This window comes from Kitasatospora sp. NPDC051853 (assembly GCF_044452665.1).
In the GTDB taxonomy this organism is placed as follows: domain Bacteria; phylum Actinomycetota; class Actinomycetes; order Streptomycetales; family Streptomycetaceae; genus Kitasatospora.
On sequence record NZ_JBITBY010000001.1, the window covers coordinates 606,351 to 631,997 of the forward strand.

At 74.3% G+C, this 25,647-nt stretch carries 29 protein-coding genes; 12 read left to right on the plus strand and 17 right to left on the minus strand.

Annotated elements, in window-relative coordinates; genetic code table 11:
* Positions 1-176: 176 nt before the first annotated feature.
* Positions 177-794 (minus strand): uridine kinase, encoded by a 618-nt coding sequence (locus ACIA8O_RS02610; RefSeq protein WP_396291665.1) that lies wholly within the window; start codon positions 792-794, stop codon positions 177-179.
* A 311-nt stretch (positions 795-1,105) separates the two neighbouring features.
* On the opposite strand from ACIA8O_RS02610, the gene ACIA8O_RS02615 reads away from it, so the two are divergent.
* Positions 1,106-2,269: an acyl-CoA dehydrogenase family protein gene (locus ACIA8O_RS02615; protein ID WP_396291666.1), complete on the plus strand. Its 1,164-nt coding sequence runs from the start codon at positions 1,106-1,108 to the stop codon at positions 2,267-2,269.
* An 83-nt stretch (positions 2,270-2,352) separates the two neighbouring features.
* Here ACIA8O_RS02615 and ACIA8O_RS02620 read toward each other — a convergent pair whose 3' ends face one another.
* From ACIA8O_RS02620 to ACIA8O_RS02640, 5 genes are all read right to left on the minus strand, one after another.
* Positions 2,353-2,784 carry a hypothetical protein gene (locus ACIA8O_RS02620; RefSeq protein ID WP_396291667.1) on the minus strand — a complete coding sequence of 144 codons (432 nt, stop codon included), beginning with the start codon at positions 2,782-2,784 and terminating at the stop codon, positions 2,353-2,355.
* A gap of 182 nt (positions 2,785-2,966) precedes the next feature.
* On the minus strand, positions 2,967-3,302 hold the full coding sequence (locus tag ACIA8O_RS02625; RefSeq protein ID WP_396291668.1) for a DUF6204 family protein: 336 nt from the start codon (positions 3,300-3,302) through the stop codon (positions 2,967-2,969).
* The gene (locus ACIA8O_RS02630; RefSeq protein ID WP_396291669.1) at positions 3,299-3,997 is read right to left on the minus strand and encodes a TetR/AcrR family transcriptional regulator C-terminal domain-containing protein; all 699 of its coding nucleotides are present in this window, start codon (positions 3,995-3,997) and stop codon (positions 3,299-3,301) included. Before ACIA8O_RS02630 ends, ACIA8O_RS02625 begins: the two co-directional genes overlap by 4 nt.
* A 47-nt stretch (positions 3,998-4,044) precedes the next feature.
* Positions 4,045-4,179 (minus strand): hypothetical protein, encoded by a 135-nt coding sequence (locus ACIA8O_RS02635; RefSeq protein WP_396291670.1) that lies wholly within the window; start codon positions 4,177-4,179, stop codon positions 4,045-4,047.
* A gap of 39 nt (positions 4,180-4,218) precedes the next feature.
* The gene (locus ACIA8O_RS02640; RefSeq protein ID WP_396291671.1) at positions 4,219-5,430 is read right to left on the minus strand and encodes a serine hydrolase domain-containing protein; all 1,212 of its coding nucleotides are present in this window, start codon (positions 5,428-5,430) and stop codon (positions 4,219-4,221) included.
* A 161-nt stretch (positions 5,431-5,591) separates the two neighbouring features.
* On the opposite strand from ACIA8O_RS02640, the gene ACIA8O_RS02645 reads away from it, so the two are divergent.
* Both ACIA8O_RS02645 and ACIA8O_RS02650 read left to right on the plus strand, forming a co-directional pair.
* Complete coding sequence (locus tag ACIA8O_RS02645) at positions 5,592-6,032, plus strand: Lrp/AsnC family transcriptional regulator (RefSeq protein ID WP_345280974.1); 441 nt, start codon at positions 5,592-5,594, stop codon at positions 6,030-6,032.
* A gap of 30 nt (positions 6,033-6,062) precedes the next feature.
* The gene (locus tag ACIA8O_RS02650) at positions 6,063-7,673 is read left to right on the plus strand and encodes an amidohydrolase (RefSeq protein WP_396291672.1); all 1,611 of its coding nucleotides are present in this window, start codon (positions 6,063-6,065) and stop codon (positions 7,671-7,673) included.
* Positions 7,674-7,682: 9 nt separating this feature from the next.
* Here ACIA8O_RS02650 and ACIA8O_RS02655 read toward each other — a convergent pair whose 3' ends face one another.
* Positions 7,683-8,495, minus strand: a complete 813-nt coding sequence (locus ACIA8O_RS02655) for a hypothetical protein (protein WP_396291673.1) — start codon at positions 8,493-8,495, stop codon at positions 7,683-7,685.
* Positions 8,496-8,595: 100 nt separating this feature from the next.
* Here ACIA8O_RS02655 and lnt point away from each other — a divergent pair, with 100 nt between their 5' ends.
* Together lnt and fxsA are read left to right on the plus strand one after the other, a co-directional pair.
* On the plus strand, positions 8,596-10,227 hold the full coding sequence (gene lnt, locus ACIA8O_RS02660) for an apolipoprotein N-acyltransferase (protein WP_396291674.1): 1,632 nt from the start codon (positions 8,596-8,598) through the stop codon (positions 10,225-10,227).
* 86 nt (positions 10,228-10,313) lie between these two features.
* Positions 10,314-10,889 carry an FxsA family membrane protein gene (fxsA, locus tag ACIA8O_RS02665; RefSeq protein ID WP_396291675.1) on the plus strand — a complete coding sequence of 192 codons (576 nt, stop codon included), beginning with the start codon at positions 10,314-10,316 and terminating at the stop codon, positions 10,887-10,889.
* 119 nt (positions 10,890-11,008) lie between these two features.
* Here fxsA and ACIA8O_RS02670 read toward each other — a convergent pair whose 3' ends face one another.
* From ACIA8O_RS02670 to ACIA8O_RS02680, 3 genes are all read right to left on the minus strand, one after another.
* Entirely contained in the window at positions 11,009-11,383 is a 375-nt protein-coding gene (locus tag ACIA8O_RS02670) for an RNA polymerase-binding protein RbpA (protein WP_345286024.1), read from the minus strand.
* A 241-nt stretch (positions 11,384-11,624) separates the two neighbouring features.
* Positions 11,625-13,223: a hypothetical protein gene (locus ACIA8O_RS02675; RefSeq protein ID WP_396291676.1), complete on the minus strand. Its 1,599-nt coding sequence runs from the start codon at positions 13,221-13,223 to the stop codon at positions 11,625-11,627.
* Between the two features lie 98 nt (positions 13,224-13,321).
* On the minus strand, positions 13,322-13,516 hold the full coding sequence (locus ACIA8O_RS02680) for a hypothetical protein (RefSeq protein ID WP_345286020.1): 195 nt from the start codon (positions 13,514-13,516) through the stop codon (positions 13,322-13,324).
* Between the two features lie 246 nt (positions 13,517-13,762).
* On the opposite strand from ACIA8O_RS02680, the gene ACIA8O_RS02685 reads away from it, so the two are divergent.
* Together ACIA8O_RS02685 and ACIA8O_RS02690 are read left to right on the plus strand one after the other, a co-directional pair.
* Entirely contained in the window at positions 13,763-14,173 is a 411-nt protein-coding gene (locus ACIA8O_RS02685; RefSeq protein ID WP_396291677.1) for an ankyrin repeat domain-containing protein, read from the plus strand.
* Between the two features lie 25 nt (positions 14,174-14,198).
* The gene (locus tag ACIA8O_RS02690) at positions 14,199-14,684 is read left to right on the plus strand and encodes a GNAT family N-acetyltransferase (RefSeq protein WP_396291678.1); all 486 of its coding nucleotides are present in this window, start codon (positions 14,199-14,201) and stop codon (positions 14,682-14,684) included.
* Between the two features lie 48 nt (positions 14,685-14,732).
* Here the strand turns inward: ACIA8O_RS02690 and ACIA8O_RS02695 are convergent, their stop codons facing one another.
* Positions 14,733-15,362, minus strand: a complete 630-nt coding sequence (locus ACIA8O_RS02695) for a hypothetical protein (RefSeq protein ID WP_396291679.1) — start codon at positions 15,360-15,362, stop codon at positions 14,733-14,735.
* A 71-nt stretch (positions 15,363-15,433) separates the two neighbouring features.
* Here ACIA8O_RS02695 and ACIA8O_RS02700 point away from each other — a divergent pair, with 71 nt between their 5' ends.
* Positions 15,434-16,450, plus strand: a complete 1,017-nt coding sequence (locus ACIA8O_RS02700; RefSeq protein ID WP_396291680.1) for a Gfo/Idh/MocA family protein — start codon at positions 15,434-15,436, stop codon at positions 16,448-16,450.
* Between the two features lie 204 nt (positions 16,451-16,654).
* Here ACIA8O_RS02700 and ACIA8O_RS02705 read toward each other — a convergent pair whose 3' ends face one another.
* From ACIA8O_RS02705 to ACIA8O_RS02715, 3 genes are all read right to left on the minus strand, one after another.
* Positions 16,655-17,239, minus strand: a complete 585-nt coding sequence (locus ACIA8O_RS02705; RefSeq protein ID WP_396291681.1) for a vitamin K epoxide reductase family protein — start codon at positions 17,237-17,239, stop codon at positions 16,655-16,657.
* Positions 17,236-18,036: a DsbA family protein gene (locus tag ACIA8O_RS02710; protein WP_396291682.1), complete on the minus strand. Its 801-nt coding sequence runs from the start codon at positions 18,034-18,036 to the stop codon at positions 17,236-17,238. Before ACIA8O_RS02710 ends, ACIA8O_RS02705 begins: the two co-directional genes overlap by 4 nt.
* 110 nt (positions 18,037-18,146) lie before the next feature.
* Positions 18,147-18,791 (minus strand): hypothetical protein, encoded by a 645-nt coding sequence (locus ACIA8O_RS02715; RefSeq protein WP_396291683.1) that lies wholly within the window; start codon positions 18,789-18,791, stop codon positions 18,147-18,149.
* A gap of 433 nt (positions 18,792-19,224) precedes the next feature.
* Here ACIA8O_RS02715 and ACIA8O_RS02720 point away from each other — a divergent pair, with 433 nt between their 5' ends.
* From ACIA8O_RS02720 to ACIA8O_RS02735, 4 genes are read left to right on the plus strand one after another with little or no spacing between them, the layout of a single operon-like run.
* Positions 19,225-20,004: a CHAD domain-containing protein gene (locus ACIA8O_RS02720; protein ID WP_396291684.1), complete on the plus strand. Its 780-nt coding sequence runs from the start codon at positions 19,225-19,227 to the stop codon at positions 20,002-20,004.
* Positions 20,005-20,050: 46 nt separating this feature from the next.
* Positions 20,051-20,788: a uracil-DNA glycosylase gene (locus ACIA8O_RS02725; RefSeq protein WP_396291685.1), complete on the plus strand. Its 738-nt coding sequence runs from the start codon at positions 20,051-20,053 to the stop codon at positions 20,786-20,788.
* Between the two features lie 55 nt (positions 20,789-20,843).
* Entirely contained in the window at positions 20,844-21,779 is a 936-nt protein-coding gene (locus ACIA8O_RS02730) for a slipin family protein (RefSeq protein WP_396291686.1), read from the plus strand.
* Positions 21,776-22,204 carry a CBS domain-containing protein gene (locus ACIA8O_RS02735; protein WP_396291687.1) on the plus strand — a complete coding sequence of 143 codons (429 nt, stop codon included), beginning with the start codon at positions 21,776-21,778 and terminating at the stop codon, positions 22,202-22,204. Before ACIA8O_RS02730 ends, ACIA8O_RS02735 begins: the two co-directional genes overlap by 4 nt.
* 71 nt (positions 22,205-22,275) lie before the next feature.
* Here ACIA8O_RS02735 and ACIA8O_RS02740 read toward each other — a convergent pair whose 3' ends face one another.
* The 3 genes from ACIA8O_RS02740 to ACIA8O_RS02750 form a co-directional block, all read right to left on the minus strand.
* Positions 22,276-22,689 (minus strand): PaaI family thioesterase, encoded by a 414-nt coding sequence (locus ACIA8O_RS02740; protein ID WP_396291688.1) that lies wholly within the window; start codon positions 22,687-22,689, stop codon positions 22,276-22,278.
* Between the two features lie 142 nt (positions 22,690-22,831).
* Complete coding sequence (locus ACIA8O_RS02745; RefSeq protein ID WP_396291689.1) at positions 22,832-24,106, minus strand: serine-threonine protein kinase; 1,275 nt, start codon at positions 24,104-24,106, stop codon at positions 22,832-22,834.
* Positions 24,107-24,132: 26 nt separating this feature from the next.
* Positions 24,133-25,611 carry a S8 family serine peptidase gene (locus ACIA8O_RS02750; protein WP_396291690.1) on the minus strand — a complete coding sequence of 493 codons (1,479 nt, stop codon included), beginning with the start codon at positions 25,609-25,611 and terminating at the stop codon, positions 24,133-24,135.
* Positions 25,612-25,647: the final 36 nt, after the last annotated feature.

The window sequence follows — 25,647 nt, forward strand, 5'->3', positions numbered from 1 at the left end:
ATCCGTAAGGGTGACGCGCGAAGCCAATCCGGCATCAAATCCGGTGGCGCGGCGCGGGGTTGGGCGATCTTCGGCGCGGGGCCGGGAAGGGGACGGCACCTCCGGCTCACGGGGGAACAAGCCGGAGGTGCCGTGTCTGTGGTTGCGCGCTCAACCACCAGCGCGCTGAGCAGAACCTAAGTGGTGGCGACGCCCCAGGTCAAGGGCCCTGCGGCGGTCTCACTTAGGGTGCCCTCAGCGATCCGGCCGGTGACTCCGTGCACCAGGAGACCAGCGTGCGGACGGCTCGGGTCGGCGGCGAAGTGGGCCCGCTCGGCCACCGCCCAGCCGGCCCAGAACCCGGCCAGCTCCGGCCCGTCCCGCAGTTCGCCGCGGGCCCGGGCGGCGGCCTGGTCCAGCTCCATCCAGACCAGCAGCGCCAGGTGCGGCCGCACCTCCCGGCGCCCGGCGCCCACCCCCTCGACCAGCACCACGGGCGCGGGCGGGATCCGACGCACCGTCACGAAGCGGCGCTGCACCCAGTCGTAGACCCGGTGCGCGGCGGTCCGGCCGTGGGCCAGCGGCTCCAGCACCTCGGTGTGCAGCCGCTCCGTCCAGCCGAACGGCTCCTCGTGGGTGGCCAGGTCGTCCAGGTGCACCACGGGAGCGCCGCCGAGCGCCTCGGCGAGGCGTCCGGCGAAGGTGGTCTTGCCCGAGCCGGCGTGCCCGTCGACGGCGACCAGCCGCACCGGGCCGAGCGACGGCGGCAGGGCGCGCAGCCGGGCGGCGAGCGGGGCGAGGTCGGTGGCGGTCACCGCCCCACTCTACGGGCGGCCGCGGGGGCGGCCGCGGGGGCGGCCCGGACGACGACCCGGACGGCGGCCCGGACGGCGGCCCCGGCGGTGGCCGCAGGTGGGGCGTGGTGCGGTCCGTTCTGACGTTGTGGCACCCGAGCTCGGGTGATGTGCCGTTCCGGACCGTGACGGCGCGCCCGGCATCGGGCATACTGCACACGCCAAGCCCTGTGAACGAGCGTTCACCGCGATCCGGTGGTGCTCGGGCCGACCTGCCGCGCCGACCCGTACCCTCCGGGTCCGGCGCCCGACCGAGGAGGCGACGAACCCTCATGACCCCCGCCGCTGCCAAGCCCGTGGACCGCCAGCTGCCCAGTGAGGAGGCCCGCGAACTCCTCGCCCTGACCCGGGACCTGGTGCAGAACGAGCTCCGCCCCCGGGCGGCCGAGGACGAGGCCGCCGACCGCTTCCCGCGCGAGGTGTTCACCACCCTCGGCGAGGCCGGCCTGCTCTCCCTGCCCTACGGCGAGGAGTTCGGCGGCGGCGAGCAGCCGTACGAGGTCTACCTCCAGGTGCTGGAGGAGCTGGCCGCCGGCTGGCTCGCGGTCGGCCTCGGGGTCAGCGTGCACACCCTCTCCTGCCACGCCCTGGCCACCTTCGGCTCCGAGGAGCAGAAGCACCGCTGGCTGCCCGGCATGCTGGGCGGCGCCCAGCTCGGCGCCTACTGCCTCTCCGAGCCGCAGTCCGGCTCCGACGCGGCCGCGCTGCGCACCCGGGCCGAGAAGGACGGCGGCCAGTACGTGGTGAACGGCACCAAGGCCTGGATCACCCACGGCGGGCGGGCCGACTTCTACAGCTCGATGGTGCGCACCGGCGAGGACGGCCCGCGCGGGATCAGCTGCCTGCTGGTGCCGGGCGACGCCGAGGGCCTGTCGGCCGCGCCGCCGGAGCACAAGATGGGCATGCGCTCCTCGCCCACCGCCCAGCTGCACTTCGACGGCGTGCGGGTGGACGAGGACCGGCTGATCGGCGAGGAGGGCCAGGGCTTCCAGATCGCCCTCTCCGCGCTGGACTCCGGCCGGCTCGGGATCGCCGCCTGCGCGATCGGCGTGGCCCAGGCCGCGCTCGACCTGGCGGTGGAGTACGCGGGCACCCGGCAGCAGTTCGGCCGCCCGATCGCCGAGTTCCAGGGCCTGTCCTTCATGCTGGCCGACATGGCCACCAAGATCGAGGCCGGGCGTTCGCTCTACCTCGCGGCGGCCCGCCGCCGGGACGCCGGGATGGCGTTCTCCAAGGAGGCCGCGATGGCCAAGCTGTTCTGCACCGACGCCGCGATGAGCGTCACCGTGGACGCGGTGCAGGTGCTGGGCGGCGCCGGCTACACCCAGGACTTCCCGGCCGAGCGGTACATGCGCGAGGCCAAGGTGCTCCAGATCGTGGAGGGCACCAACCAGATCCAGCGGCTGGTGATCGGGCGTCACCTCAGCGGCCGCTGAGACGTCTAGTCGTACGGAGGGCGCCGGTCCCCACGGGGGGCCGGCGCCCTACGGGCTTCCAGGGGTGCCGCGGCAGGAGCCGGTCAGTGCCGGACCAGGCCGCGCGAGCGCTGCTGGGGCACCCGGCTGCGCCGCTCCAGCGGGCCCGAGCCCGGGGCGCCGGCGTGCGAGAACGGGTGCGTGCGCCAGTCGAAGTCGGCCGGCAGGCTGATCAGCTCCAGGCCGTTCGGCTCGGCGTGCTCGGCCGAGTCGCACTCGGCCAGCTCGGCGGTCGGCGCTCCGGTGCCGGCGCAGAGCTGGGCGGAGAAGGGGTGCCAGGCGGTGGGCAGGACGGCGTGCTGCGGCAGCCGGTCCTCGTCACCGAGGAGCGCGATCGGGCGGTCGCACTCGGGGCAGTGCACCCGGAAGATCTCCCAGGTCTCCATCTCGCCCGGGTCGACACCCGGGAAGTCCTCGAAGTCGAGGCGTTCGTGGTCCTCCGCAGCGGTGCGGGAAGGCTGTTCGACAGCAGGCATGTGTTGATCCCCCTCGGATCCGGCCCGGCCTTCGTCGGCCCCGGCCAAGAGCAGCACTTCCCGCTGACGGAGCCTCATAACCCTGCGGGGGCCCGCAGTGTGATGCACTCCGTGTGCTCTCGGCCACATTCACGCGGCATGTGCCACCCGCGCGCCCCCTCGGCCCCGCCGTGAGCCCGGCCTCACCCCCGCCGGGGCTTGCGGATCTTCATGTCGTCCAGGCTGGTGACCTGGCTGCGCAGCTCGCCGTGGCCGACCCCGCGCCCGGCCAGCCAGGCCGCCGCCCGCTCCTCGGCCGCCGCCCCGGCGGCCTCGTCGGCCAGGTCGGTGCCCTGGCGGACCACGCAGCGGAAGCTGAACGCGCGCAGCTCGCGGTCGTAGATCAGGGTGCCCTCGTCGGTGAAGGCGGCGTTGAGGATGTCGTGGCGGTCGGCCTGTGCCAGCAGGGTGGTGCGGCGGTCGTCGTCCAGGTCGGCGAAGACGCCGCGGACGATCACGCGGTAGGTGCGGTCGGTCATGACTGGTTCCCTTCCGGGGAGGTGGGGTCCTGCCGCGTCAGCAGGACGGCGAGTCCGTCCAGGAGGCGCTCCAGGCCGAACGCGAAGCGCTCGTCCATGGCCGGGCCGGTGAGGGCGCCGGCCAGGGCGGTCAGGTGCGGGAAGTCCTGCGGCGGCAGGGCGGCCAGCTGCGCCCCGGCGGCGTCGGCGGCCTCCCGGCGGCTCGCGCCCATCGCCTCGGAGGCGGAGAGCGGCCCCTGCTCCTGCAGCACGAAGCCCTGCACGAAGGCGCCCAGCAGGTAGTTGACCATCGCCGCGTCCCGGTCGGAGAAGCCCGCCGCCCGCAGCCGCCCGAGCTGATCGTCCATCAGCCGCAGCAGCGCGGGCCCCGGCGCGAGCCGCCCCGCCACCACCTTCGCCGCGTCCCGCCGCTCCAGCAGGTGGCGGCGGTAGCGCACGCAGTACTCCCGCAGCTGGTCCCGCCAACTCCCCTCCTCCGGTGGCGCCTCGGCATCGGCCATCAGCGCGTCGGAGAGCAGGTCGAGCAGCTCCTCCTTGTTCCGCACGTGCCAGTAGAGCGAGGGCGCCTGCACCCCCAGCTCGCCCGCCACCTTGCGCATGGACAGCCCGTTCACGCCCTCCCGCTCCAGCACCACCAGGGCGGCGGCGGCGATCGCGGGGCGGCTCAGCGGTGCCGGACCTCCGGCGTCGGTCATGGGCGCACTCCTCTAACGGTGTTAGGGGGAGTGTATCCCTAACACCGTTAGAGGGCCAAGATCAGCGGGCGTCGAAGGCGTCCTGCAGGGACGTACGGTGCGACGACCCGGTGGAGCAGTTCGGCGTCGGGTGCGACGAGCTCGCCGTCCAGGTGCTCGAGCAGGAAGATGCTGTAACCCACCGGGCCACTGTGGCGTCCGGCGCACCGCCCCGGGGCGGGTCAGCCGAAGTCCGGGATCGGGTGGTCCGGGGCGAGGGCGGCGGCGATCCGCTGGGTGATGGTCTGGGCGGTGTGGCCGTCCGGGGTGCCGGGGCCCTTGGTGGTGGTGACGGCGATGGAGAGCCGCTCGCAGGGCAGGTGGGCCTGGGAGGCGGTGTAGCCGTAGAAGAGGGGGTGCTGGGAGACCCAGTCGCCCAGCACCACGACGCCCATGCCGTAGTGGGTGGCCTCGGTCTGGGGCAGGCAGACGTGCGCCGGGCAGCGCTCGGTCTCGTGCCCGAGGCCGACGGTGCCGGGGTTCAGCAGCTCGCGGCGGGAGGCCTCGGAGAGCAGCTCGCCGCCGCCGATGCCGCCGGCCGAGCGGGCCAGGTCGCAGATGTCGGTGGTCTGGACGGCGCCCGGGGCGGTGGTCCAGGACGGGTTCCAGAAGGTGGACTCCTCGTAGGTGCCGCGCTCGGCGGTGAAGGCGTGCAGCACCGGGGCGGGGATCTCCGGGGTGGAGCCGTTCCTGGTCTCGGCCAGGCCGAGAGGGTCCAGCACCTTCTCCCGGAGCAGCCGTTCCAGCGGTGTGCGGGTGATCCTCTCCAACGCGGCCCCGAGCAGCACGAAGTTGGCGTGCGAGTAGTTCCAGTTGGTCCCCGGTTGGTACCAGGGGTGCTGAGCCAGCGTCACGCCGATCAGCTCGTCCGCCGTCCACTGCCGGAACGGGTCCGCGTACAGGCCCTCGCCGAAGCCGGGCGAGGTCACGTAGTCGACCAGGCCGGAGGTGGAGGAGCCCAGCATCCGCAGGGTGATCCGCTCCCCGCCGGGCAGGTCCGGCAGCCAGGTGGAGACCGGGTCGTCCAGGGACACCGCGCCCTCGTCCACCAACCGGAGCAGGGCGGTGCCCAGGTAGCTGATCGCGACGTTGCCGTTGCGGAAGTGCATGGCCGGTTCGGCCGGCACCCCGGTCATCGACTTCCCGAGCGCGGTGGTGACCAGCTCCCGGCCGTCCCGGGAGACGCGCAGGATCACCGAGTTGAGCCCCATCTCGGCCTTCGCCGCCTCGGCGATCCGCAGCACCTCCCGGGCCGGCCCCTCCTGCGGCACCTGCGAACGGACGCACGCCCGGTGCCGGGGCTCCCCGGCCGTCGCGCCGGCCGGGACGGCGAGGGCGAGCAGCGCGGTGACGGCGGCGAGGAGCGGCAGGGTGCCGGGGCGGGAGCTTCTCATGCGCCCAGTCTTCGGTCCGGGTACCCCCGATCCGCGCGTGGCGCGGGGGACCCGCCGCGGGCGTCACCCGTCGGGCCCTGACCCCCCGTCAGCTGCGCCGTGGCGGGAACCCGACGCCCGGTGTCGGCGGAACGCCACCGGGCGCGCTAGGTTTGCGCCTTGTGGAGGATCTCGACCAACGCATCGTCCGGCTGCTGCTCGAAGACGGCCGGATGAGCTACACGGACCTGGGCAAGGCCACCGGCCTGTCCACCTCGGCGGTGCACCAGCGGGTGCGGCGCCTGGAACAGCGCGGTGTCATCCGCGGCTACACGGCGATCATCGACCCGGACGCGGTCGACCTGGCGCTGACCGCGTTCATCTCGGTCAAGCCCTTCGACCCGAGCAGCCCCGACGACACCCCCGAACGCCTCGCCGGGCTGCCGGAGATCGAGGCCTGCCACAGCGTCGCGGGCGACGAGAACTACATCCTCAAGGTCCGGGTCTCCGCCCCCGGTGACCTGGAGGACCTGCTCGCCCGCATCCGCAGCGCGGCCGGGGTCTCCACCCGCACCACCGTGGTGCTCTCCACCCCGTACGAGGCCCGACCCCCGAAGCTCTGACGGGAACCGTCCGGGTGCAGACTGGTGCCCATGAGCGCACCCACCACCCACCGCACCGTGCTGCTGCGCGGCGGTTCCGTCTACAGCCCCGCCGACCCGTTCGCCACCGCGATGCTGGTCGAGGGGGAACACATCGCCTGGGTCGGCAGCGACGGCGCCGCCGAGGCGTACGCGGCGACCGCCGACGAGGTGGTGGAGCTGGACGGCGCGCTGGTCACCCCCGCGTTCGTGGACGCTCACGTGCACGCCACCTCGGCCGGCCTGGCGCTGACCGGTCTCGACCTGACCGGCTGCCCCTCGCTGGCCGAGGCCCTGGAGCGGATCGCCGCCTTCGCCGCGGCCGCCGAGGGCGTGCTGATCGGGCACGGCTGGGACGAGACCAAGTGGCCCGAGGGCCGCGCCCCGAGCCTGGCCGAACTGGACGCGGCCGCCGGGGGAGCGGCTCTCTACCTCTCCCGCACCGACGTGCACTCCGCCCTGGCCTCCACCGCCCTGCGGGAGCTGACGGAGGGTCTGGCCTCGCTGCCCGGCCACCACCCCGAGGGCCCGGTCAGCCGGGACGCCCACCACGCCGTCCGGCGCACCGCCCTCGCCGAGCTGACGGACGCCCAGCGCCGGGCCGCCCAGCTCGCCACCCTGCGCCGCGCCGCCGAGCTCGGCATCGGGGCGCTGCACGAGTGCGCCGGGCCCGAGATCTCCTCCGAGCAGGACCTCGCCGCCCTGCTCGCGCTGGCCGCGGAGGGCGAGGGCCCCGAGGTCTTCGGCTACTGGGGCGAGCTCGCCCCGGCCGGCGTCGAGACCGCCCGGCGGCTCGGCGCGCTCGGCGCCGGCGGCGACCTGTTCGCCGACGGCGCGATCGGCTCGCGCACCGCCTGCCTGCACACGCCGTACGAGGACGCGGAGCACTCCACCGGCACCGCCTACCTGACGGCCGCTCAGATCGCCGACCACGTCGCCGCCTGCACCGAGGCGGGCCTCCAGGCCGGCTTCCACGCCATCGGGGACGCCGCGGTCGAGGCCGTCCTGGAGGGCGTGCGGACCGCCGCCGGGCGGGTCGGCCTGGAGGCCGTCCGGGCACGGCGGCACCGGGTCGAGCACGCGGAGGCGCTGGACGAGAAGTCCATCGCCGCCTTCGCCGAGCTGGGGCTGACCGCCTCGGTGCAGCCCGCCTTCGACGCCTTCTGGGGCGGGGCGGACGGCATGTACGTCCAGCGGCTCGGCGCGGAGCGGGCCGCCGCGCTCAACCCCTTCGCCGCACTGCTGCGGGCCGGCGTCCCGCTGGCCTTCTCCTCCGACGCACCCGTCACCCCGCTCGACCCGTGGGGCACCGTGCGGGCCGCCGCCTTCCACCACACGCTGGAGCACCGGGTCTCCGTCCGCGCCGCCTTCACCGCCCACACCCGGGGCGGCTGGCGCGCGATCGGCCGCGACCAGGACGGCGTCCTCGTGCCGGGCGCCGTCGCCAGCTACGCGATCTGGGCCGCCGGCGACCTGGTGGTCCAGGCCCCCGACTCCCGCGTCGCCGGCTGGTCCACCGACCCCCGCTCCGGCACCCCGGGCCTGCCGGACCTGACCCCGGGCACCCCGCTGCCGACCTGCCTGCGCACCGTGGTCCGGGGGCGCACCGTCCACGCCGCCTGAGGCGGTCGGCTACCCGCCGACGTACACGCCCTGCAGGGAGCCGACCAGCAGGACGCCCACCCCGCCGAGGGCGGCGAGGCCGCAGGCGGACATGCCCAGCGCGAAGGCGGTCTCCCGGGCGGTGCGCGCAGCCGACCGGCGGACCACCACCTCCGACGGGTCCCCGGGGGCGTAGGCGACCTCCAGGGTGGCGGAGCCGCTCTTGGCCCACAGGGAGCGGCTCACGCCGTCGGTGTCGGTGTACGCGTACGTCCAGGGCTCGTCGGGGAGCCGCTCGGCCTCGACGGTGATGCCGTGGCGGAGCAGGAACCGCTGACGGTGCGCCAGCCAGAGCCCGCCGAGGCCGACCGCCGTCATCGCCACGCCCAGGGCACCGAGCAGCAGGCTCATCACGCCGAGGCCGATCCCGGTGAGCCCGCCCGTGGCGATGCCGGTGGCGGCGGCCACGGCCGTCACCACGAGGCCGAACACGAGCGCCCAGCGCTTGAGCAGGCGGATCCGCCGCTGCGGCCGCGTCTCGGCCACGGCACTGGTGACGACGACGGCCTCCTCGTCGGGGTGCTCGGGCAGCGCCGCGGTCACCGCGGCGGCGAAGACCGCGGCGGCGGCGCCGCTCACCCCGGCGATCCGGTGCACGGCCGGCGGGGCCCCGGCGGCCAGCTCGACGGTCACCGACCGGCCCTCGGCGCGCACCTGACGGACCGCCGCCAGGGGGATGCGCAGCCGCTCGTGCGGGCGGCTCAGGACCAGGGCCTCGCCGTCCAGGCGCAGGACGCTGTCCCGGTCGCCCCGCAGGACGGGTATCGGTGAGGTGATCGACATGATCGTGATCGTAGGAGCGGAGGGGGAGGGGCGGAAGCCCTCCGGGCACCGGCCTGGCTCCCGTGCCGCCCGCTCTCCGGGGTACCGTCTTCCGACCAGAATGGAAGCGCGTGCACAGCAGAGAGGTGGTGCGCAGGTGGCACTGCCCGTCGAACAGGAACGCCCCGTGGCGGCAACCGAGCCCGAGACCCCGGTGCAGCGGCGGCTGATCAGGCTGCCGGACCTGCGCCGGACCGGCCTGGCCGCGGCCGCCGGGCTGCTGCTCGCCCTCGCCTTCCCGCCGTACGACCTGTGGCCGCTGTCGCTGGCCGGCGTCGCCGCCCTCTCGCTGCTCACCCGCGGGCGGACGGCCCGTCAGGGAGCGTGGACGGGCTTCGCGTTCGGCCTCCCGTTCTTCCTGCTGCTGCTCGGCTGGCTGCGGGTGATCGGCTGGGACGCCACCATCGGGCTCTCCGTCGTCGAGGCGCTCTTCATGGCCGCCCTCGGCTCGGGCCTGGCCGCCACCTCCCGCCTGCGCGGCTGGCCGCTCTGGGCGGCCTGCCTCTGGGTCGCCCAGGAGTGGGCCCGCGACCGGATACCGCTCGGCGGCTTCCCCTGGGGCCGCCTGGCGTTCGCCAACACCGCCACCCCGTTCACGCCGCTCGCGGCGATCGGCGGTGCCCCGCTGGTGACCTTCGCCGTCGCGCTGAGCGGCGCCCTGCTGGCCTGGGCCGCCCTGCGGCTGCGCCGCGGGGCCCGCACGGCCGCCGCCACCGGTGTCGCGGGCGCCGTGGCCGCGCTGCTGGCCGGCTACCTGGTGCCCGTCCCCACGGCCGCCGCCGACACCCTCAAGGTCGCGGTGATCCAGGGCGACGTGCCCAGCCCCGGCATGCACTTCCTCGGCCGCCCGATGACGGTGCTGAACAACCACGCCCGGGCCACCGAGAAGCTGGCCGCCGACGTCGCCGCCGGGAGGGCGGAGAAGCCCGACGTCGTCATCTGGCCGGAGAACTCCTCCGACCTCGACCCCTTCTCCGAGCCGCTGGCCTACGCCCGGATCGACGAGGCCGTGAAGGCGATCGGCGTGCCGGTCCTGGTCGGCACCCTGGTGGACGGCCCGGACGCCCAGCACGTGCAGAACCAGGGCATCGTCTGGGACCCGAGGACCGGCCCCGGCGCCTCGTACACCAAGCAGCACCCGGTGCCGTTCGGCGAGTACGTGCCGTTCCGGGCCCAGCTCTCCCAGGTGATCACCCGCCTGCAGATGGTCGCCCGCGACTTCTACCCGGGGACGCACAACGGCGTGATGGACCTCGGCCCGGCCCGGATCGGCGACGTGATCTGCTTCGAGGTCGCCTACGACGGCATCGTCCGCGACACCGTCAACGAGGGCGGCCGGGTGCTGGTCGTGCAGACCAACAACGCCACCTACTCCGAGACCGGCCAGCCCCAGCAGCAGCTGGCGATGTCCCGCCTGCGGGCCGTCGAGCACGGCCGCGCGGTGCTGATCGCCGCCACCAACGGGATCAGCGCGATCATCGCCCCCGACGGCTCGGTGGTCGAGGAGAGCCGGCTGATGACCGCCGCCGAGCTGAGCGCGGTGGTGCCGCTGCGCGACGGCAGGACGGTGGCGGACCGGGTCGGGGCCGGGCCCGAGTGGGTCCTGGCGCTGACCGGCCTCGGCGCCTGCGCGCTGGTCGCGCTGGGGGCGCTGCGCCGGCGGAGGGGCTCCGGAACACCGGCCGGTTCCTGACCGTTGTCCCAGGTGGTGCCCGGGGTGCGGGTCGGAGACGCCGGCCAGGTCCTGAGCCGGGCACCACGACGGAGTGGATCAGAACCGTGAGCCAGCACGTACCCCCGGCCCCCTCGGCCCCGCCGCGCAGCCGCCTGCGCCGGGTGCTGCCGCTGCTGATCGCCGCCTGGCTGGTGCTGGAGATCTGGCTGCTGACCGTGGTCGCCTCGGCGACCAGCTGGTTCGCCGTGATCCTGCTGCTGGCCGGCGGCGCCTTCCTGGGCGGCTGGCTGATCAAGCGCGCGGGGATGAAGGCGATCTCGGCCGCGATCGAGCAGAGCAGGGCCCCGCAGTCCGCCCAGCCGCAGACCGGCACCAGCATGACCGTGCTGGCCGGGACGCTGCTGATCCTCCCGGGCTTCCTCTCCGACGTGCTCGGCCTCTCCCTGCTCTTCCCGCCCACCAGGGCCCTGTGGCGCGCCCTGGGCCGCCGCCTGGCGGGCAAGGCGCTGCGCTCCACCTCCCCGGTGGGTGCCGACCGCCTGGCGGACGCCGTGCGCCTCCAGGAGCAGCTGCGCATCCACCGCCCCGACGGCAAGGTCATCCAGGGCGAGGTCGTCGACCCGGCCCCCGGCCCGGCCAAGGGCCCGGACACCGACTACCGCCCCCCGATCGCCGGCTGACGGCGGATCACCTCCGGCCGGTGTTCCTCCGGAACCGCCGGAGGTGATCCGGCCGGAGGAACACCGAGGGGCCCGGGCTTCCAAGGATCGGAAGCTCGGGCCCCTTCGGTGCTACTGGGTCAGGCGCTCTTGCGGGTGTCCCGCGGATGGACCGCGAGGTTCATCCCTCCGGAGCGGAGGACGGCCAGGCGCTCTGCCAGGACCTCCTCGAGCTCCTCGCGCGTCCGACGCTCCATCAGCATGTCCCAATGGGTACGCGTCGGCTTGGTCTTCTTCTCCTCCGGCTCATCACCGTCGAGCAGCATGGCCTCCTGGCCACAGAACCGGCATTCCCAGGCCGAGGGGATCTCCGCCTCGACGGAGAAGGGAACCTCGAACCGGTGTCCGTTCTGGCATGCGTACTCGACGGTCTGGCGGGGAGCCAGGTCGATTCCACGGTCGGTCTCGTAGCTGGTCGCCCCGAGTCGCGTGCCGCGGAGAGCTCGCTCGCTCATGAAATCGTGCCTCCCGGGCTTCTGGCCCACAGGACTAGTGGTCTGTCATCGTCGTTCGGTCAACGCTCGGCCGCCGACGAAGATTCCCGTTCCGGGGCATACGTCGCCTGTCGTGCCGCCACTGTTTGTACCCATCGTCGCCCGATTTGTCACATCTGAGCGTATTTATCACCCAGTGTGCCGTCTTCGTTGCGCAGAGTTGTCCAGCTGGTCGCGGCCAGACAGCTTACCGGTTACGGATTCACCACACGGGACGGGGGCGGATGGTGGGCGGTTCCTTCGGCATGTCGGGCACCTGGGGAGCCGGATCGGCCGCCGCCGGAGCCTTCACCAGCGGGTCGGCGGCGGCCTCGGTGCGGGTGTCGCGGTGGGGGAGCAGGGCGATCACCGCCTCGCGCTGGGCGGTGGGGGCCTCCTCGTCCAGCGGGTCCACGGTGACCGGCACCTGGAGGCGGACGGGGGCGGCGGTGCCGAGGCGGGCGTAGCCGCGGCCGGGCTCGGTGCGTCCGGCCGCCGGGGTGATGTCCAGGGCAGCGGCCAGGGCGGCCGAGGCGGTCTCGGCGGTGGTCTGGCCGAGCACCACCCGGGCCCGGGTGGTGGCCCGGGCGGTCGGGGAGAGCCGCTCGTACGCCGTCAGGTCCTCGGCGATCACCACGGTGACCCGGGCGGCCCGGCCGTGCCGCAGCGGCAGCTCCAGCAGCTCCTGGGGGTCGGGGCGGCCCTCGGCGTGGGCCAGCTCGGTGAGCTCGGTGGGGTGGTCGAGCAGCAGCCAGAGCGGGCGGGTGACGTCCTCGGGGACGGTCACGCCGTGGTGGCGGGCGGCGTTCAGGGCGGTGAGGCGGCGCTCGGTCTCGTTGGCGGCCCACTCCAGGGCGGCCAGGGTGCCGCGCAGGCTGGTCTCCACGGTGTGCACGCCGGGGCGGTTGACCAGGCAGGCGTGCTCGCCGGTGCCCGCGCCGTCGATGACCATCAGGTCGCCGTGGCGCAGCGCCTGGAGGGCGATCGAGCGCAGCAGGGTGGAGGTGCCGGAGCCGGCCGTGCCGAGGGCCAGCAGGTGCGGCTCGCCGGCCCGCGGGCCGGTGCGCCAGATCACCGGGGGCTGCTGGGCGGTGGTGCCGCCCTGGGTGACCGGGATGGTGCGGTGGCTGTCGTGGGCGTCGGTGAAGCCGAGCACGATCTCGCCGGGGGTGGTGACGAAGGGCTGGGCCAGGATGTCGGTGGCCAGCGGGGCGAGGGCGCTGACCCGCAGCCGGTTGGCCTCCTCGTCCCAGTCGAAGCGGTACTCGCGGCCGCGGCCCGCCTTGCCCTGCAGCACCTGCTCGATCCGGACCCGGGTGGAGGGCTCGGTGTCGGTGAACCAGGCCGGGTAGGCGAGCTCCAGGGCGGCCAGCCGGCCCTCGGCGTCGAACTCCCAGCCGCTGAAGGCCGTCTTGTGGCTGCCCTCGGGGGAGTAGAGCGGGCTGGGCTCGTCCGGCCCGGCCAGGTAGGGGGTCAGCGCGGCGTACAGGGCGGCCAGCTTGAGGTCGCCGGCGTCGGGCGCCGCCGGGGCGGGGGCGGCCTTGGGGGAGCGCCCGTACCAGGCGGCGCTGGCCATCAGGGCGATCAGCGCGAACAGCGGGCCGCGCGGGATCAGGAAGACGCCGAGCACGACGGCGGCGGTCAGGAAGAGCGTCGGCCCGCGCTTCTCCTTCGGGGTGGCGGCCCAGCGGGCCTTGGCCCAGTCGGAGTGGTGGCGCAGGCCGCGGCCGAGCACGGTGAGCGGGGCGAACATGTCGGCGGCGTGGTCGCCGGCGGTGCGGGCCAGGTCGCGGCCTCGGCTGAGGTGGCGGGTGACGGACATTCGGCGGGACTCTCCGGGGACGGCGGGAAAGGGGACGGGAAATTGCGTGAGGCCCGGGGCGGTTGGGGTCCGCACCCGGGCCGATGGAGACCGAACCGTCAGAACTTGATGCCGCCGAGCAGGCTGGCCAGGCTGGCTCCGCCCGCCTGGATGCTCGGGGCGATCGAGGAGCCCGCGATGTAGAAACCGAGGAGTGCGCAGACGATCGCGTGCGAGACCTTGAGTCCGTCTCGGCGGAAGAACAGGAATGCGATGGTGCCGAACAGGACGATGCCGGAGATGGAGAGAATCACGCGACTGCTCCTCGATCTGGGGACAACGGGACACAGAGAAATACTGAGTAACCGAAAGTGCCCTTATCGTGACAAAAAGTAATAGATGATGGAACGTGGCAAACGGGTGGATTTCCGGAGAGGCCCCGCGTAGGGCGTACACGAGCGGCGAAATTCGCCCGAACGGCTGCCCCGGCCGTCCGTGCGCGTGTCGTCCGCTACGGTGCGTACGGCACCACCGACCCCGATCCGAGAGAGGCCCTGTCAATGTCAGACTCCGCCGACGCTCCCAAGACCCCGGACGCCGAGGTCATCGCACTCGCCGGCAAGCTCTTCGACGCCGCCCGCCAGGGCGACACCGCCCTGCTGGGCGCCTACCTGGACGCCGGGGCCCCGGCCGACCTGTCCAACGACCGCGGTGACTCCCTGGTGATGCTGGCCGCGTACCACGGCCACGCCGACACCGTCCGGGTCCTGCTCGGCCACGGCGCCGACCCGGACCGGGTCAACGACCGGGGCCAGACCCCGCTGGCGGGCGCCGTCTTCAAGGGCGAGGCCGCCGTGATCGACGCCCTGCTGGAGGGGAACGCCGACCCCAGGGCGGGCACCCCGACCGCGGTCGAGACGGCCCGGATGTTCGGCAAGGACGATCTGGTGGCCCGGTTCGAAAGCCGCTGACGCCGAGGCCGTAGGCTTGGCGGTCATGGAGATCCGCACCACCGGTTACGCGCACCCCGATGCCGCCAAGCTCTCGGCCGAGGTCCAGCAGGAGTACGTCCAGCGGTACGGCGAGGGCGACCTGACGGTCATCCACCCCGAGCACTTCGACCCGCCCGCCGGGCTCTTCGTGGTCGGCTACCTGGACGGCGCCCCGGTCGCCTGCGGCGGCTGGCGGGTGAAGCAGGCCGGGCCGGACGACGTCCGGGACGGCGACGCCGAGCTGAAGCGGATGTACGTCTCGGCCTCCGCCCGGGGCCGGGGTCTGTCCCGGGCGGTGCTGCGGCACCTGGAGGCCGAGGCGCTGGCGGCCGGTCTGACCAGGCTGATCCTGGAGACCGGCACCGAGCAGCCGGAGGCGATCGGGCTGTACGAGTCCGAGGGCTACCGGCCGATCACCAAGTTCGGCTACTACCGCGACCACCCGGAGAGCCTCTGCTACGGCAAGGAGCTCGTCCCGGCGGTCGCCTGACGCACCGTCGCCCGACGTACCGCCGCCCGACGCACCGCCGGCGGCTCGTCAGGCCGGGGGGAAGAGCCGGGCCAGGGCGGCCGTGACCGGCCCCGCGTACCGCTCGGGGAGGGTGTCGGCGGCCCAGGTGGCGGCGAGGGCGAGGAAGCCGGCCAGGTCTCGCTCCACGCCCGTGAGCAGGCGGTCCAGCTCGTCGTGGGACAGCTCGATCACGGCACTGGCCGGGTCCTCGGCGTTGACGGTCAGCCGGACCACGGGCCCGTTGCCGTCCGCGTGCGGGCTCAACGGCTCGTGGCCGTACCAGAGTTCGCCGCCGCGGACGACGCGGTGCCACTCGCGCCAGTCCTCCACGCCGTCGCAGCAGGCGGGGGCGAAGACCACGCCGGTGGCGGTGTCGGTGACCCGGAGCCCGCCGAACGCCACCAGGTCCTCGAAGGTCAGCAGGCCGTGCAGGAAGCCGGCCAGCGGCTCGGCGGGCCGGGGCGGCCGCGCGTCGTCGGGGTCCCCGGACGGGTCGACGTCGTTGGTGGCGACGATGCCGAGCATCGCCGTGCCGACCTGGGCGGGCGTCAGGCCGCCGTCCAGGGGCTGGAGGGAACGGAAGGGCAGCACGGCCACCGGCCAGAGGCCGAACTCCGCCGACCCGTTGACTTCCACCACGGGCTTCATCACGATCATCCCGGCAGTGTTCCGCACCCGAGGCAGGGCCGCACCCGGTTTGCCGCCGGGATCCGTTCAGAGGAGAGTCCGTGCAGCCGATCACCGACCGCCCGATCCGCTGGGGCATCCTGGCCACCGGCGGGATCGCCGCCGCCTTCACCGAGGACCTGGCGGCGGTGGAGGGGGCGGTGGTGCACGCGGTCGCCTCGCGCACCGAGGCCGCCGCGCGGGAGTTCGCCGGGCGGTACGGAATCCCCCGGGCGTACGGGAGTTGGGGCGAGCTGGCGGCCGATCCCGAGGTGGACGTGGTGTACGTGGCCACCCCGCACTCCGCGCACCACGAGGCGGCCGCCCTCCTGCTGGAGGCGGGGAAGGCGGTGCTCTGCGAGAAGCCGTTCACGCTGAACAGTGGCCAGGGCGCCGAGCTGATCGCCACCGCGCGCAAGCGTGAGCTCTTCCTGATGGAGGCGATGTGGACCTACCTCAACCCCACCGTGCGCCGCCTCACCGAGCTGGTCGCGGACGGCGCGATCGGTGAAGTCCGGTCCGTCCAGGCCGAGTTCGCCTTCGCCGGCCCGACCGAGCCGGAGCACCGGCTCTGGGACCCGGCGCTCGGCGGCGGCGCCCTGCTGGACCTCGGCGTCTACCCGGTCTCCTTCGCCCAACTCCTGCTCGGCGAACCGGAGTCGGTGCAGGCCTGGGCCTCGCTCACCGACCGCGGTGTGGATGCCAACACCGCCGTCCTGCTCGGCCACGCGGGCGGCGCCACCGCGCTGCTGCACTGCTCCCTGGTCGCCCAGAGCGGCCAGCGCGCCGCCGTCCACGGCACCGAGGGGTGGATCGAGCTGGAGCGGGACTTCTTCCACCCCACCGGCTTCACCCTGCACCGCGAGGGCCGTGACCCGGAGCCGTACCGCTCGGCTCCGCCGACCGGTCAAGGCCACGGCCAAGGGCACGGCTACGGCCCGGAGGCCGCCGAGGTGGTCCGCTGCCTGCGGGCCGGGCTCACCGAGTCCCCGTACGTGCCGCTGGACTCGACGCTCGCGGTGATGCGCACCCTGGACGCCGTCCGCGAGCGGATCGGCGTGCGCTACCCGGGCGAGTGACTAGGGGTGGTCTCCTTGGTGGGGTCGGGCGGGCGCCGCCGGGGCACGCACCTCGCCACCTTCTCGTCGGTCGCCGATGCTCCGCATGGACTCCCTCCTCGGCGGCGCCGATGCACGCACCCCAACGACGCCCGCTGATCCGGCCCCACCAAGGAGACCACCCCTTGCCGCCCGGGTAGCGGCTGTCCTGGCCTTGACGTGGGGTCAGGGCAGCAGGGTGCGCCAGTAGGACCAGAAGCGGTCCAGGATCAGCATCGCCAGGACGCTGTACCAGAGCAGCGGCACCGTCCAGTGGTAGCGCCCCACCATCCGGCGCAGCCACGCCGAGTTGTGCAGTGAGAGGTACCAGGCGAGCGGTGCCACCACCGCCCAGACCACCAGGCAGTACGGGCAGAGCGCGCCGATCTCGTACAGCGCCTGGTCGGCCAGCCAGAGCACGGCGCCGACCCCGGCCAGGCTGCCGAGCTGGAGGCCGGTCCAGTACCAGCGGCGGTAGCCGGCGCCCGCGAACAGGCCCGCGCCGGTGGCCAGCACGACCGCGAAGGCGGCCAGGCCGAACAGCGAGTTGGGGATGCCGAAGGCGCTGGCCTGGTCGGTGCGCATGACCGAGCCGCAGCTGATGACGGGGTTGATGTTGCAGCTGGGGACGTAGCCCGGGTCCTGGAGCAGCCGCAGCTTGTCGACCGTCAGGACGCCCGAGGCGGCCAGGCCGAGGGCGCCGCAGACGGTGAGCAGCCAGGCCAGCCGTCGGTCCGTGGAGGGGACGGGGGGAGCGGAGGGGGCGGTCACGGTGTGCCCACGCTCTGGCGGACCAGCGCGGTGAAGGCGTCGCCGGTGATGAGCTGGTTGTTCGGGAAGACGTTCAGCGGCTTGTCGTCGAGCAGGACGGTGGGGGTGCCGCGCACGCCGCTGGCGTCGAAGGCCTTGGCCACCTTGGCGGCCCAGGGCAGGTAGGTGCCCTCCCGGACGGCCTTGACGAAGGCGTCGGTCTTCAGGCCGGGCACCTTCCCGGCCAGGTCGAGGATGGTGTTGACGTCGCCGAAGCCGTCCTTGCGCTCGTCCGGCTGGTTGGCGTAGAGCACGTCGTGGAAGGCCTTGAACTTGTCCGGGCCCTCGTTGAGCGCGGCCCCGGCGGCGGCCAGCGCGGTCTTGGAGCCCTTGCCGCCGAGGTTGACGTCGAGGAACGCGGCGAGGTGGAACTCGATCTTGTAGGTGCCCTCGTCGGCCAGCTGCTGGATGGCCTTCCCGGCGCTGGTCTCCAGCTTCTCGCAGACCGGGCAGCGGAAGTCCTCGTAGACCTTGAGGGTGTGCGGGGCGTCGGCCCTGCCGTAGGTGACCACGGTGGAGTCCGGGCCGGTGGCGTTGGCCGGGACCACCAGTGCGGTCGCGGTGGTGACCGGCTCGGCGGTGGTGCGGGTCGAGTTCACCACCGCGACCGTGACGCCGGCCAGGGCGAGCACGGCGACCACGGCGCCGGCCGTGGTGAGGCGGCGGCGGACGGCGGCCCGGCGGGCCTCCGCCTCGCGGGCCTCGGCGAGGCGCTCGCGGGCGGCGCCGGTCTTCTTGCTGTTCTTCGGGGTGCTCATGACGGTCCGTCAACTCCTGGGGCGCGGGCAGGCCGGGACACGGCCGTGCCGTCGGTGGGGTGAGCCGCCGGAGGGGGTCGGACCAGCAGGGGTGCGGGTGACGCGCTCCGTCAGCGGGCGAGGGCGAACTCGCGCGCCGGGGGCCCGCGCCGGGGCGCCGGGGTGAGGACCACGCCTTCACGCCGGGGGAGCAGGACGTCCGCGTGCAGCGGGGGCGTGAGCGCCCGCGCGGGGAGCGGCAGGGGAGCGAGCAGCAGCGCCCGCAGCGGCGGGGGCAGCAGCCCCGCCAGCATCCGCAGCGCCTCGGCCAGGCCGGTCAGCGCCGCCTCGCCCAGCCGCAGCCAGCAGGCGGCGGCCAGCGCCAGCCCCAGGTGCACCAGCAGCACCAGTGCCTGCGCACTGGCCGCCGCGGAGCCCGGGGACTCGGTGAACAGCGGACCGTTCAGCGAACCGCCGCCGCAGACCAGCAGGTCCACGCTGCGCGCCGGGGCGGCACAGGCGTCCTGCCCGAGGTTGAAGGCCGCGTTCAGCAGCAGCTCGACCGGCACCATCACGGCCACCAGGTGCAGCAGCTTGCGCTGCCGCGCCCCGCAGGCCGCGAGCGCGACCAGGAACACCGCCAGGGTGGCCACCAGGACGAGCGAGAGCGGCAGCGGACGGCCGGTCACCAGCACCTGGCCGAGCGCGGACAGCGGAACGGCGAGCGCGGTGAACACCGCTGCCCGCACCGCCTTCACCGCTCGGTCGCCACTCATCGTGGGGAGTATGTCACGCCGCCGCGCACCGGCACGAGCCCCCGTCCCACGCGACGGCCGCCCTGCGGCGGGTACCTGACGGACTGTCGGGCCGCCTTCCGCAGCTCGCGGGGCCGCTGCCGCGAGCCGGCTCCGGCCGGGGCGGGGCGGAGCGCGTCCCACCGGGGGGGGCGGGGCGGCCGCGATGGGCGGCGTACGAGCCGGGGCGTGCGCGAGCCGGTCCGCTCCGCTCGGCCTGCTGACGGCCCGTCCGCCGTTGGCCGCCCTCGCCGTGACGGTCGCGGGCCGCGATGAGCGGCGTGAGTCCCGGCGCGTGCGGCCCTCGCCGGGCCCGTCCCCTGACGGCCCGTCCGCCCCGTCGGGCGACCCGGGGTGCGCCGCGCCCGGGGGTGGCGAAACCTGGAGGGGTCGGTCCGGAGAGAGGTGAGGGCAAGTGGCGGCGGAGTCCACGGTGGAGCTGTTGGCGGTGCGGGTGGCCCAGCAGGTGGTGGTGCTGTCCGGGCTGGAACCGCTGGTGCGGGCCGACGTGCCCGACGCCGTGCACCGGATGCGGGTCGCCGCCCGGCGACTGCGCAGCGCCCTGCGCGAGTACGGCGGCCCCGGACACGGGCTCGCCGCCGAGCTGCGCTGGCTCGGCGGGGCGCTGGGCGGCGCCCGGGACACCGAGGTGCTCGGCGCGGCCCTGGCCGAGGAGGCCCGGGCCCTGCCCGCCGAACTCGCCCCCGAGGAGATCGCCGCCGAACTCGCCGCCTGGACCCGCCACCGCAGCGAGCTCGGCCGGGCCGCCGCCCTGGCCGCCCTGGACAGCCCGCGCTACCGGGCCCTGCTCGGCGACCTCGGCGACCTGACGGTCCGTCCGCTGGACGGCGACGGCCTCCCGGAGCCGGCCGAGCTGGTGGCCGCCGCCAGGCGCCGGGTCCGCCGCCGCCTCAAGCGCGCCCGCAAGGCCGCCGCCGGCCCCGAGCGCGACCGCGCCCTGCACGAGGCCCGCAAGGCCGCCAAGCGGGCCCGCTACCTCGGCGAGACCCTCGCCGTGCCCAAGCTGGCGGGCCGGATGAAGGCCCTCCAGGACGTGCTCGGCCTCCACCAGGACTCGGTGGTGGCGCGCGCGGCCCTGCGGGAGCTGGCCGCGCAGGGCCACGCCTTCGAGTACGGCGTGCTGTACGCCGGGCAGGCGGCGGTGGCCCGGGCGGTGGAGCGCCAGTTCTGCTGAGCCGGCAGTGCGATCGAGCCTGGGAATCGAGCCTAGGATCGGGGCCATGCACCCCGCCGAGGCCCACTTACTGTCCGACCTGGAGACCCTGGACCGCGAGGTCACCCACTGCCGGGCCTGTCCGCGGCTGGTCGCGTGGCGGGAGGAGGCCGCCCGGGTCAAGCGCCGCGCCTACCAGGACTGGGACTACTGGGCCCGCCCCGTCCCGGGCTTCGGCCCGCCCGACGCCTCGCTGCTGCTGGTCGGCCTGGCCCCCGCCGCGCACGGCGCCAACCGCACCGGCCGGATCTTCACCGGCGACCCCTCCGGGGACGTCCTCTACCGCACCCTGCACGGCCTCGGGCTGGCCAACCGCCCGGAGTCGGTGGTGCACGGCGACGGCCTGGAGCTGTACGGCGTCCGGATCACCGACCCGGTCCGCTGCGCCCCGCCCGACAACAAGCCGAGCACCGAGGAGCGGGACACCTGCCGCCCTTGGATCGCACGGGAGTTGGACTTTCTGCGCCCCACGGTCCGGACCGTCGTCGCGCTCGGCGGGTTCGCCTGGCAGGCCCTCCTCCCGATCCTGGCCGGGGCGGGCTGGCAGGTCCCGCGCCCCCGGCCGCGGTTCGGCCACGGCGCGGTCGCCGACCTGCCGGCCGCGGACGGCGGCCCGCCGCTGAAGCTGATCGGCTGTTACCACGTCAGCCCCCGCAACACCTACACCGGCCGGCTGACCGTTCCGATGCTCCGCGAGCTGCTCGCCGAGGCCGCCCGTTCGGCGGGGCTGGAGCCGGTGGAGTAGCGCCGGAGTAGCGTGGACAGTGGGTCCGCCGGATCGCCGTGCCGAGGTGACGGGCATGATCGTGCTGGACGTGGTGGTGGCGGTGCTGCTGCTGGCCGTGGTGGTGGCCGGGCTCGGGGTCCGGGTGGTGCAGCAGTACCAGCGCGGGGTGGTGTTCCGGTTCGGGCGGGTGCGGGAGGAGATCCGGCAGCCGGGGCTGGCGCTGATCCTGCCGGTGGTGGACCGGATGAAGCGGGTCAACGTCCAGATCGTCACCATGCCGGTCCCGGCGCAGGAGGGCATCACCCGGGACAACGTGACGGTGCGGGTGGACGCGGTCGTCTACTTCAACGTGGTCGACCCGGTCCGGGCCGTGGTGAACGTGCAGGACTACCAGTTCGCCATCTCCCAGGTGGCGCAGACCTCGCTGCGCTCGATCATCGGCAAGAGCGAGCTGGACGACCTGTTGGCCAACCGGGAGCCGCTGAACCAGGGCATGGCGTTGATGCTGGACAGCCCGGCGTTGGGCTGGGGGATCCAGATCGACCGGGTGGAGATCAAGGACGTGGCGCTGCCGGAGTCGATGAAGCGCTCGATGTCCCGGCAGGCCGAGGCGGAGCGGGAGCGGCGGGCCCGGATCATCACCGCCGACGGGGAGTACCAGGCCTCGGCCCGGCTCTCGGAGGCGGCGACCATCATGAGCCGGGCCCCGGCCGCGCTCCAACTCCGGCTGCTGCAGACCGTGGTGGAGGTGGCGGCGGAGAAGAACTCGACCCTGGTGCTGCCCTTCCCGGTGGAGCTGCTGCGCTTCCTGGACGTGGCGGCGAAGGAGAAGGAGGGGCACGGCGGGCCGGTGCGGCCGGAGCCGGTCGAGCGCGGCGTGGAGCAGCTCGAACTGCCGGACCTGGACGAGGTGGTGGGCCACCGGGCGGTGGGGCCGGGCAGCGGTGGCGAGGCCAGGGAGGGCGGCTCAGGATGGGAGGGGACCCGAGGTCAGGAGGCCGGACGATGAGTATGGCGAGAGACATCATGCACCCCGGCGCCGAGTGCGTCCGGGAGGAGCAGACCCTGGCCGAGGCGGCCCGGATCATGAAGGAGCGGGACGTCGGCGCGCTGCCGATCTGCGGGGAGGCCGGGAAGCTGCTGGGCATCCTCACCGACCGGGACATCGTGCTCAGGTGCGTGGCCGACGGGCGTGACCCCGGCTCCGTGACGGCCGGTGAACTCGCCCAGGGCAGGCCGATGGTGGTGGAGGCGGACGAGGACACCGAGCAGGTGCTGCGGGTGATGGAGCAGTACCGGGTGCGCCGGCTGCCGGTGATCAACCACCCGGAGCACGAGCTGGTTGGGATGATCAGCGAGGCCGACATCGCGCGCGGGATGCCGCAGGAGCGGGTGGCGGAGTTCGTCTCCGCGATCTGCGCTGAGGCGGACTGAGCGGTCCGAGGAGTCACGGGAGGGAGCAGGGGCGCCGGTCCGTGGGGACGGACCGGCGCCCCTGGCGCGCGTCAGCCCGGGAAGGCGTAGACGGTGGTGGCGTGGGCGGCCACCGTCTCGGTGCCCTCGGCGGTCAGGACGATGTCGAGGAAGGCCAGGCGGCGGCCGAGCTTGGTGATCCGGGCCTCCACCAGGACGTCGGCGCCGAGCACCGCGCGCTGGAAGGTGATGGACTGCTGGGCGGTGGTCATCGGCCCGAAGCCGCCGAGGGCGGCGGAGAGCGCGATGACGCTGGCGGTGTCGGCGGCGGCCATCAGGGCCTGCCCGGAGAGCCCGCCGCCCTCCCGGGCCAGCTGGTCGGACCACGGCAGCCGGAGCACCGCGTGCCGCTCGCCCGTCTCGGTCACCGACAGGCCCAGGGCCTGCACCCAGGGCGCGAAGTTGTCGGCCAGGATCTTGTCCGCCTCGGCGGTGGTGATGGTCACCGGGCCATTGTGGCGCCCTGGCCTGCCGGGACGCCAGGTGCCGGAAGCGACGTTTCGGTGGCCGCCCGGCGTCCCGTGACACGGCGTCAGGCGGCCGGCGCCGATCACCAGGTGCCGTGCGCCGAGCACCGGGCGCCGGGCGTCAGGCGGCGAGCGCGACGCCCGTGGTGGCTCCGGCGAGGGCGGCCCAGACCACCTCGGGGTGCCTGATGTCGCTGTGGGCGCCGGAGAACGGCGACTGGTCCTCCTTGATCACCTCGTCGCCGCGCAGCCGGTAGAAGTGCCCGGCCTGGAGCGGGTACGGCTGCCCGGCCGGCCGGAGGTCGAACTGCTCGGCCCCGCCCTGCTGGAAGCCGTCGTGGCCCATGCCGCCCCAGCGGTAGGTGAGGTCGGAGGCGGCCTGGTCGTCCTCGTTGTTGAGCAGCGAGGCCGCCGGGTACCACCAGCCGACCGCCCGGTCGCCGAGCGAGAAGGTGGAGAGCAGCGGGCCGGCCACCCGGTCGAAGTACGGGGCCAGGAAGCCGTTGTGGCCGGTGTCGACGGGGATCGGCGCGGCGAAGGAGAAGTGCGAGAAGGCGCCCTGGACCAGCAGCAGCGAGGCGACCGGGCTGCCGATGCCCTCGGGGAGGCCCGGCAGGGCGAAGGAGACCAGCCGGGCGCCGAAGCTGTGGCCGATCAGGTGGACGCGCAGGCCTCCGCCGGCCGTGGCCCGGGCGCAGCTGCCCAGCAGCGGGCCGAGCCCGTCGCGGCCGACCACTCCGGCGCGGTTCTTCATCTCGTAGTAGCTGGCGGTGCGCAGCGCCTCCCGGGCGCCGTGCCAGAGCACCTTGAAGGGGTTGGGGATGCCCTGGGCGTCGCCCGGTTCGCTGGAGAGCCCGGCCAGGGCGCTGAACACCTCGCCGGTCGGCTTGTCCAGCACCGCCTGCTGTCCGCTGTCCTCGCCGGCCAGCGCGGGGGAGGTGACCAGGCCGGCGACCAGCTGGTGACAGCGGCTCAACTGCTCGGCGCTCTCCGGCTGTTGCTCCAGCAGCGCGGTGACGGCGGCCAGCTTCTCCTGCTCGGCGGGGGCGAAGGCCGGGCCGAGCGCGGTGGCGAGTTCGGCCGGGGTGGAGGCGACGGAGGGGGTGTCGGGGGCGTCCTCGGGGAAGAGCAGCGAGGGCCAGTACACCCCGACCACGCCCACCTTCCCCTGCCAGGCGGGGGTGAACGCGGCCAGCTGACGGGCGAGTTCGCCGAAGGTGTAGGAGTAGAGCGCCCTGGCTCCCTCGTCCGAGGTGTTCCAGCCGTGGGAGAAGACGAACAGCTCCCGCACCCCGCTGCCGGGCAGTGCGGCCACCAGGCCGTCGTCCGTCAGCAGGGCTCCGTCCTGGTCGAACCGCACCTCCCAGTAGGGGAGTCCGGCAATCGGTGCAGCCATGGCGTGGTCAACTCCTCAACTCTGGTCTAGACGGCGGACATCACGCGCATCAGGTCGAGCAGGCCGTGGCCCTCCAGGTAGCGGTCGCGGCCGAGCGAGGTGGCGTTGGCGCAGAACAGCTCCTTGACCTCGCGCGGGCGGCCGGTGAACTCCGACCGGACGGAGAGGAAGGCGGCGACCGCGCCGGAGACGTGCGGGGCGGCCATCGAGGTGCCGCTCAGTTCGGCGTAGACCGCGGTGCCCGGACTCCCTGGCGGGAGCAGGGCGGTGAGGTCACCGGCCAGGGAGCCGGTCGCGCAGGAGGTGATCCGCTCGCCCGGGGCCAGCAGGTCGGGCTTGAGGCGGCCGTCCAGGGTCGGCCCCTTGGAGGAGTTGTAGGTGACCCCGTACTCGTGCGGGCGGTCGCGGTGGGTGGAGCCGACGGTGATCGCGCCGTCCGCGTTGCCCGGGTCGGTGATGGAGGCGAGCACGCCGCGGGCGTCGGTGCCGCCCTCGCCGGGCAGCCGGGTGCCGAAGCCGCCGTTGCCGGCGCTCACCACGACCACCACGCCGCTGGCGGCCAGCAGGTTGACCTCCCGGCAGACCGGGCTCTGGCCGCAGGCGTACTCGCTGGCGTCCCAGGGGCAGCCCAGGCTGAGGTTGACCCCGTGCACCACCAGCATGCGGCCGCCGGTGTTCACCGTCTCGCGCAGGTAGTAGAGCGCCTCGATTACCGCGCTGGACGAGGTCACCAGCGAACTCCCGCGCTGGGCCAGCACCTTGAGGCTGACCAGCTTGGTGCGGGGGGCGATGCCGCGTAAGGTCCGGCCCTCGGTGAGCTCCCGGGTCTTGCGGACGGGCAGGCCGCCGAGCTGTTCCAGGTGGGTGATCAGCGGGACGGTGCCGCCGGGCAGTTCGCCGGCGATGATCCCGGCCACGTGGGTGCCGTGGCCCTCGGGGTCGGTGAGCGGCTGGTCCAGTGCGGCGACCGGGTTGTCGCCGGGCACCAGGGCGGTGAAGTCCCGGTGCAGGGAGGCGACGTGGCCGGTCAGGGTGCCGCCGGCGAAGTGCGGGTGGTGCTCGTCGATGCCGCTGTCCATGACCGCCCAGACCACGCCCTCGCCGCTCGCCCCGTAGCAGCGGGAGACCGCGTCGGCCTTGATGGTGGAGACCGAGCGGTCGATGTGCGCCTCCAGCGTGTAGTCCGGCCAGACCCGGAAGACGGTGGGGCGCGGGGACTCGCGGTCGCGGAGCAGCAGGGCCTGGATCTCCTCGGGGTTGAGCAGGCAGCGCAGGTAGCTGGCGCCGATCCGGATCGGGACCCGCTCGGTGGAGAACAGCTCGGCGTAGAGGTTCAGGAAGGCGGTCCTGGTCACCTCGGTGTCGGCGTCCCGGGTGAGGTCCACCTCGACCAGCACCGGGCTGCGGTCCGCCGCCAGGACCGGCACCACGTGCTCGCGGGTGGAGGCGGGGGTGGAGGGCTGGAGGATCGGGCCGACCTGGCTCCGGGACGTGTCCGTCGGCATCCTGGGCCACCTCCCGTGGCGGCGTACGGTACCCCC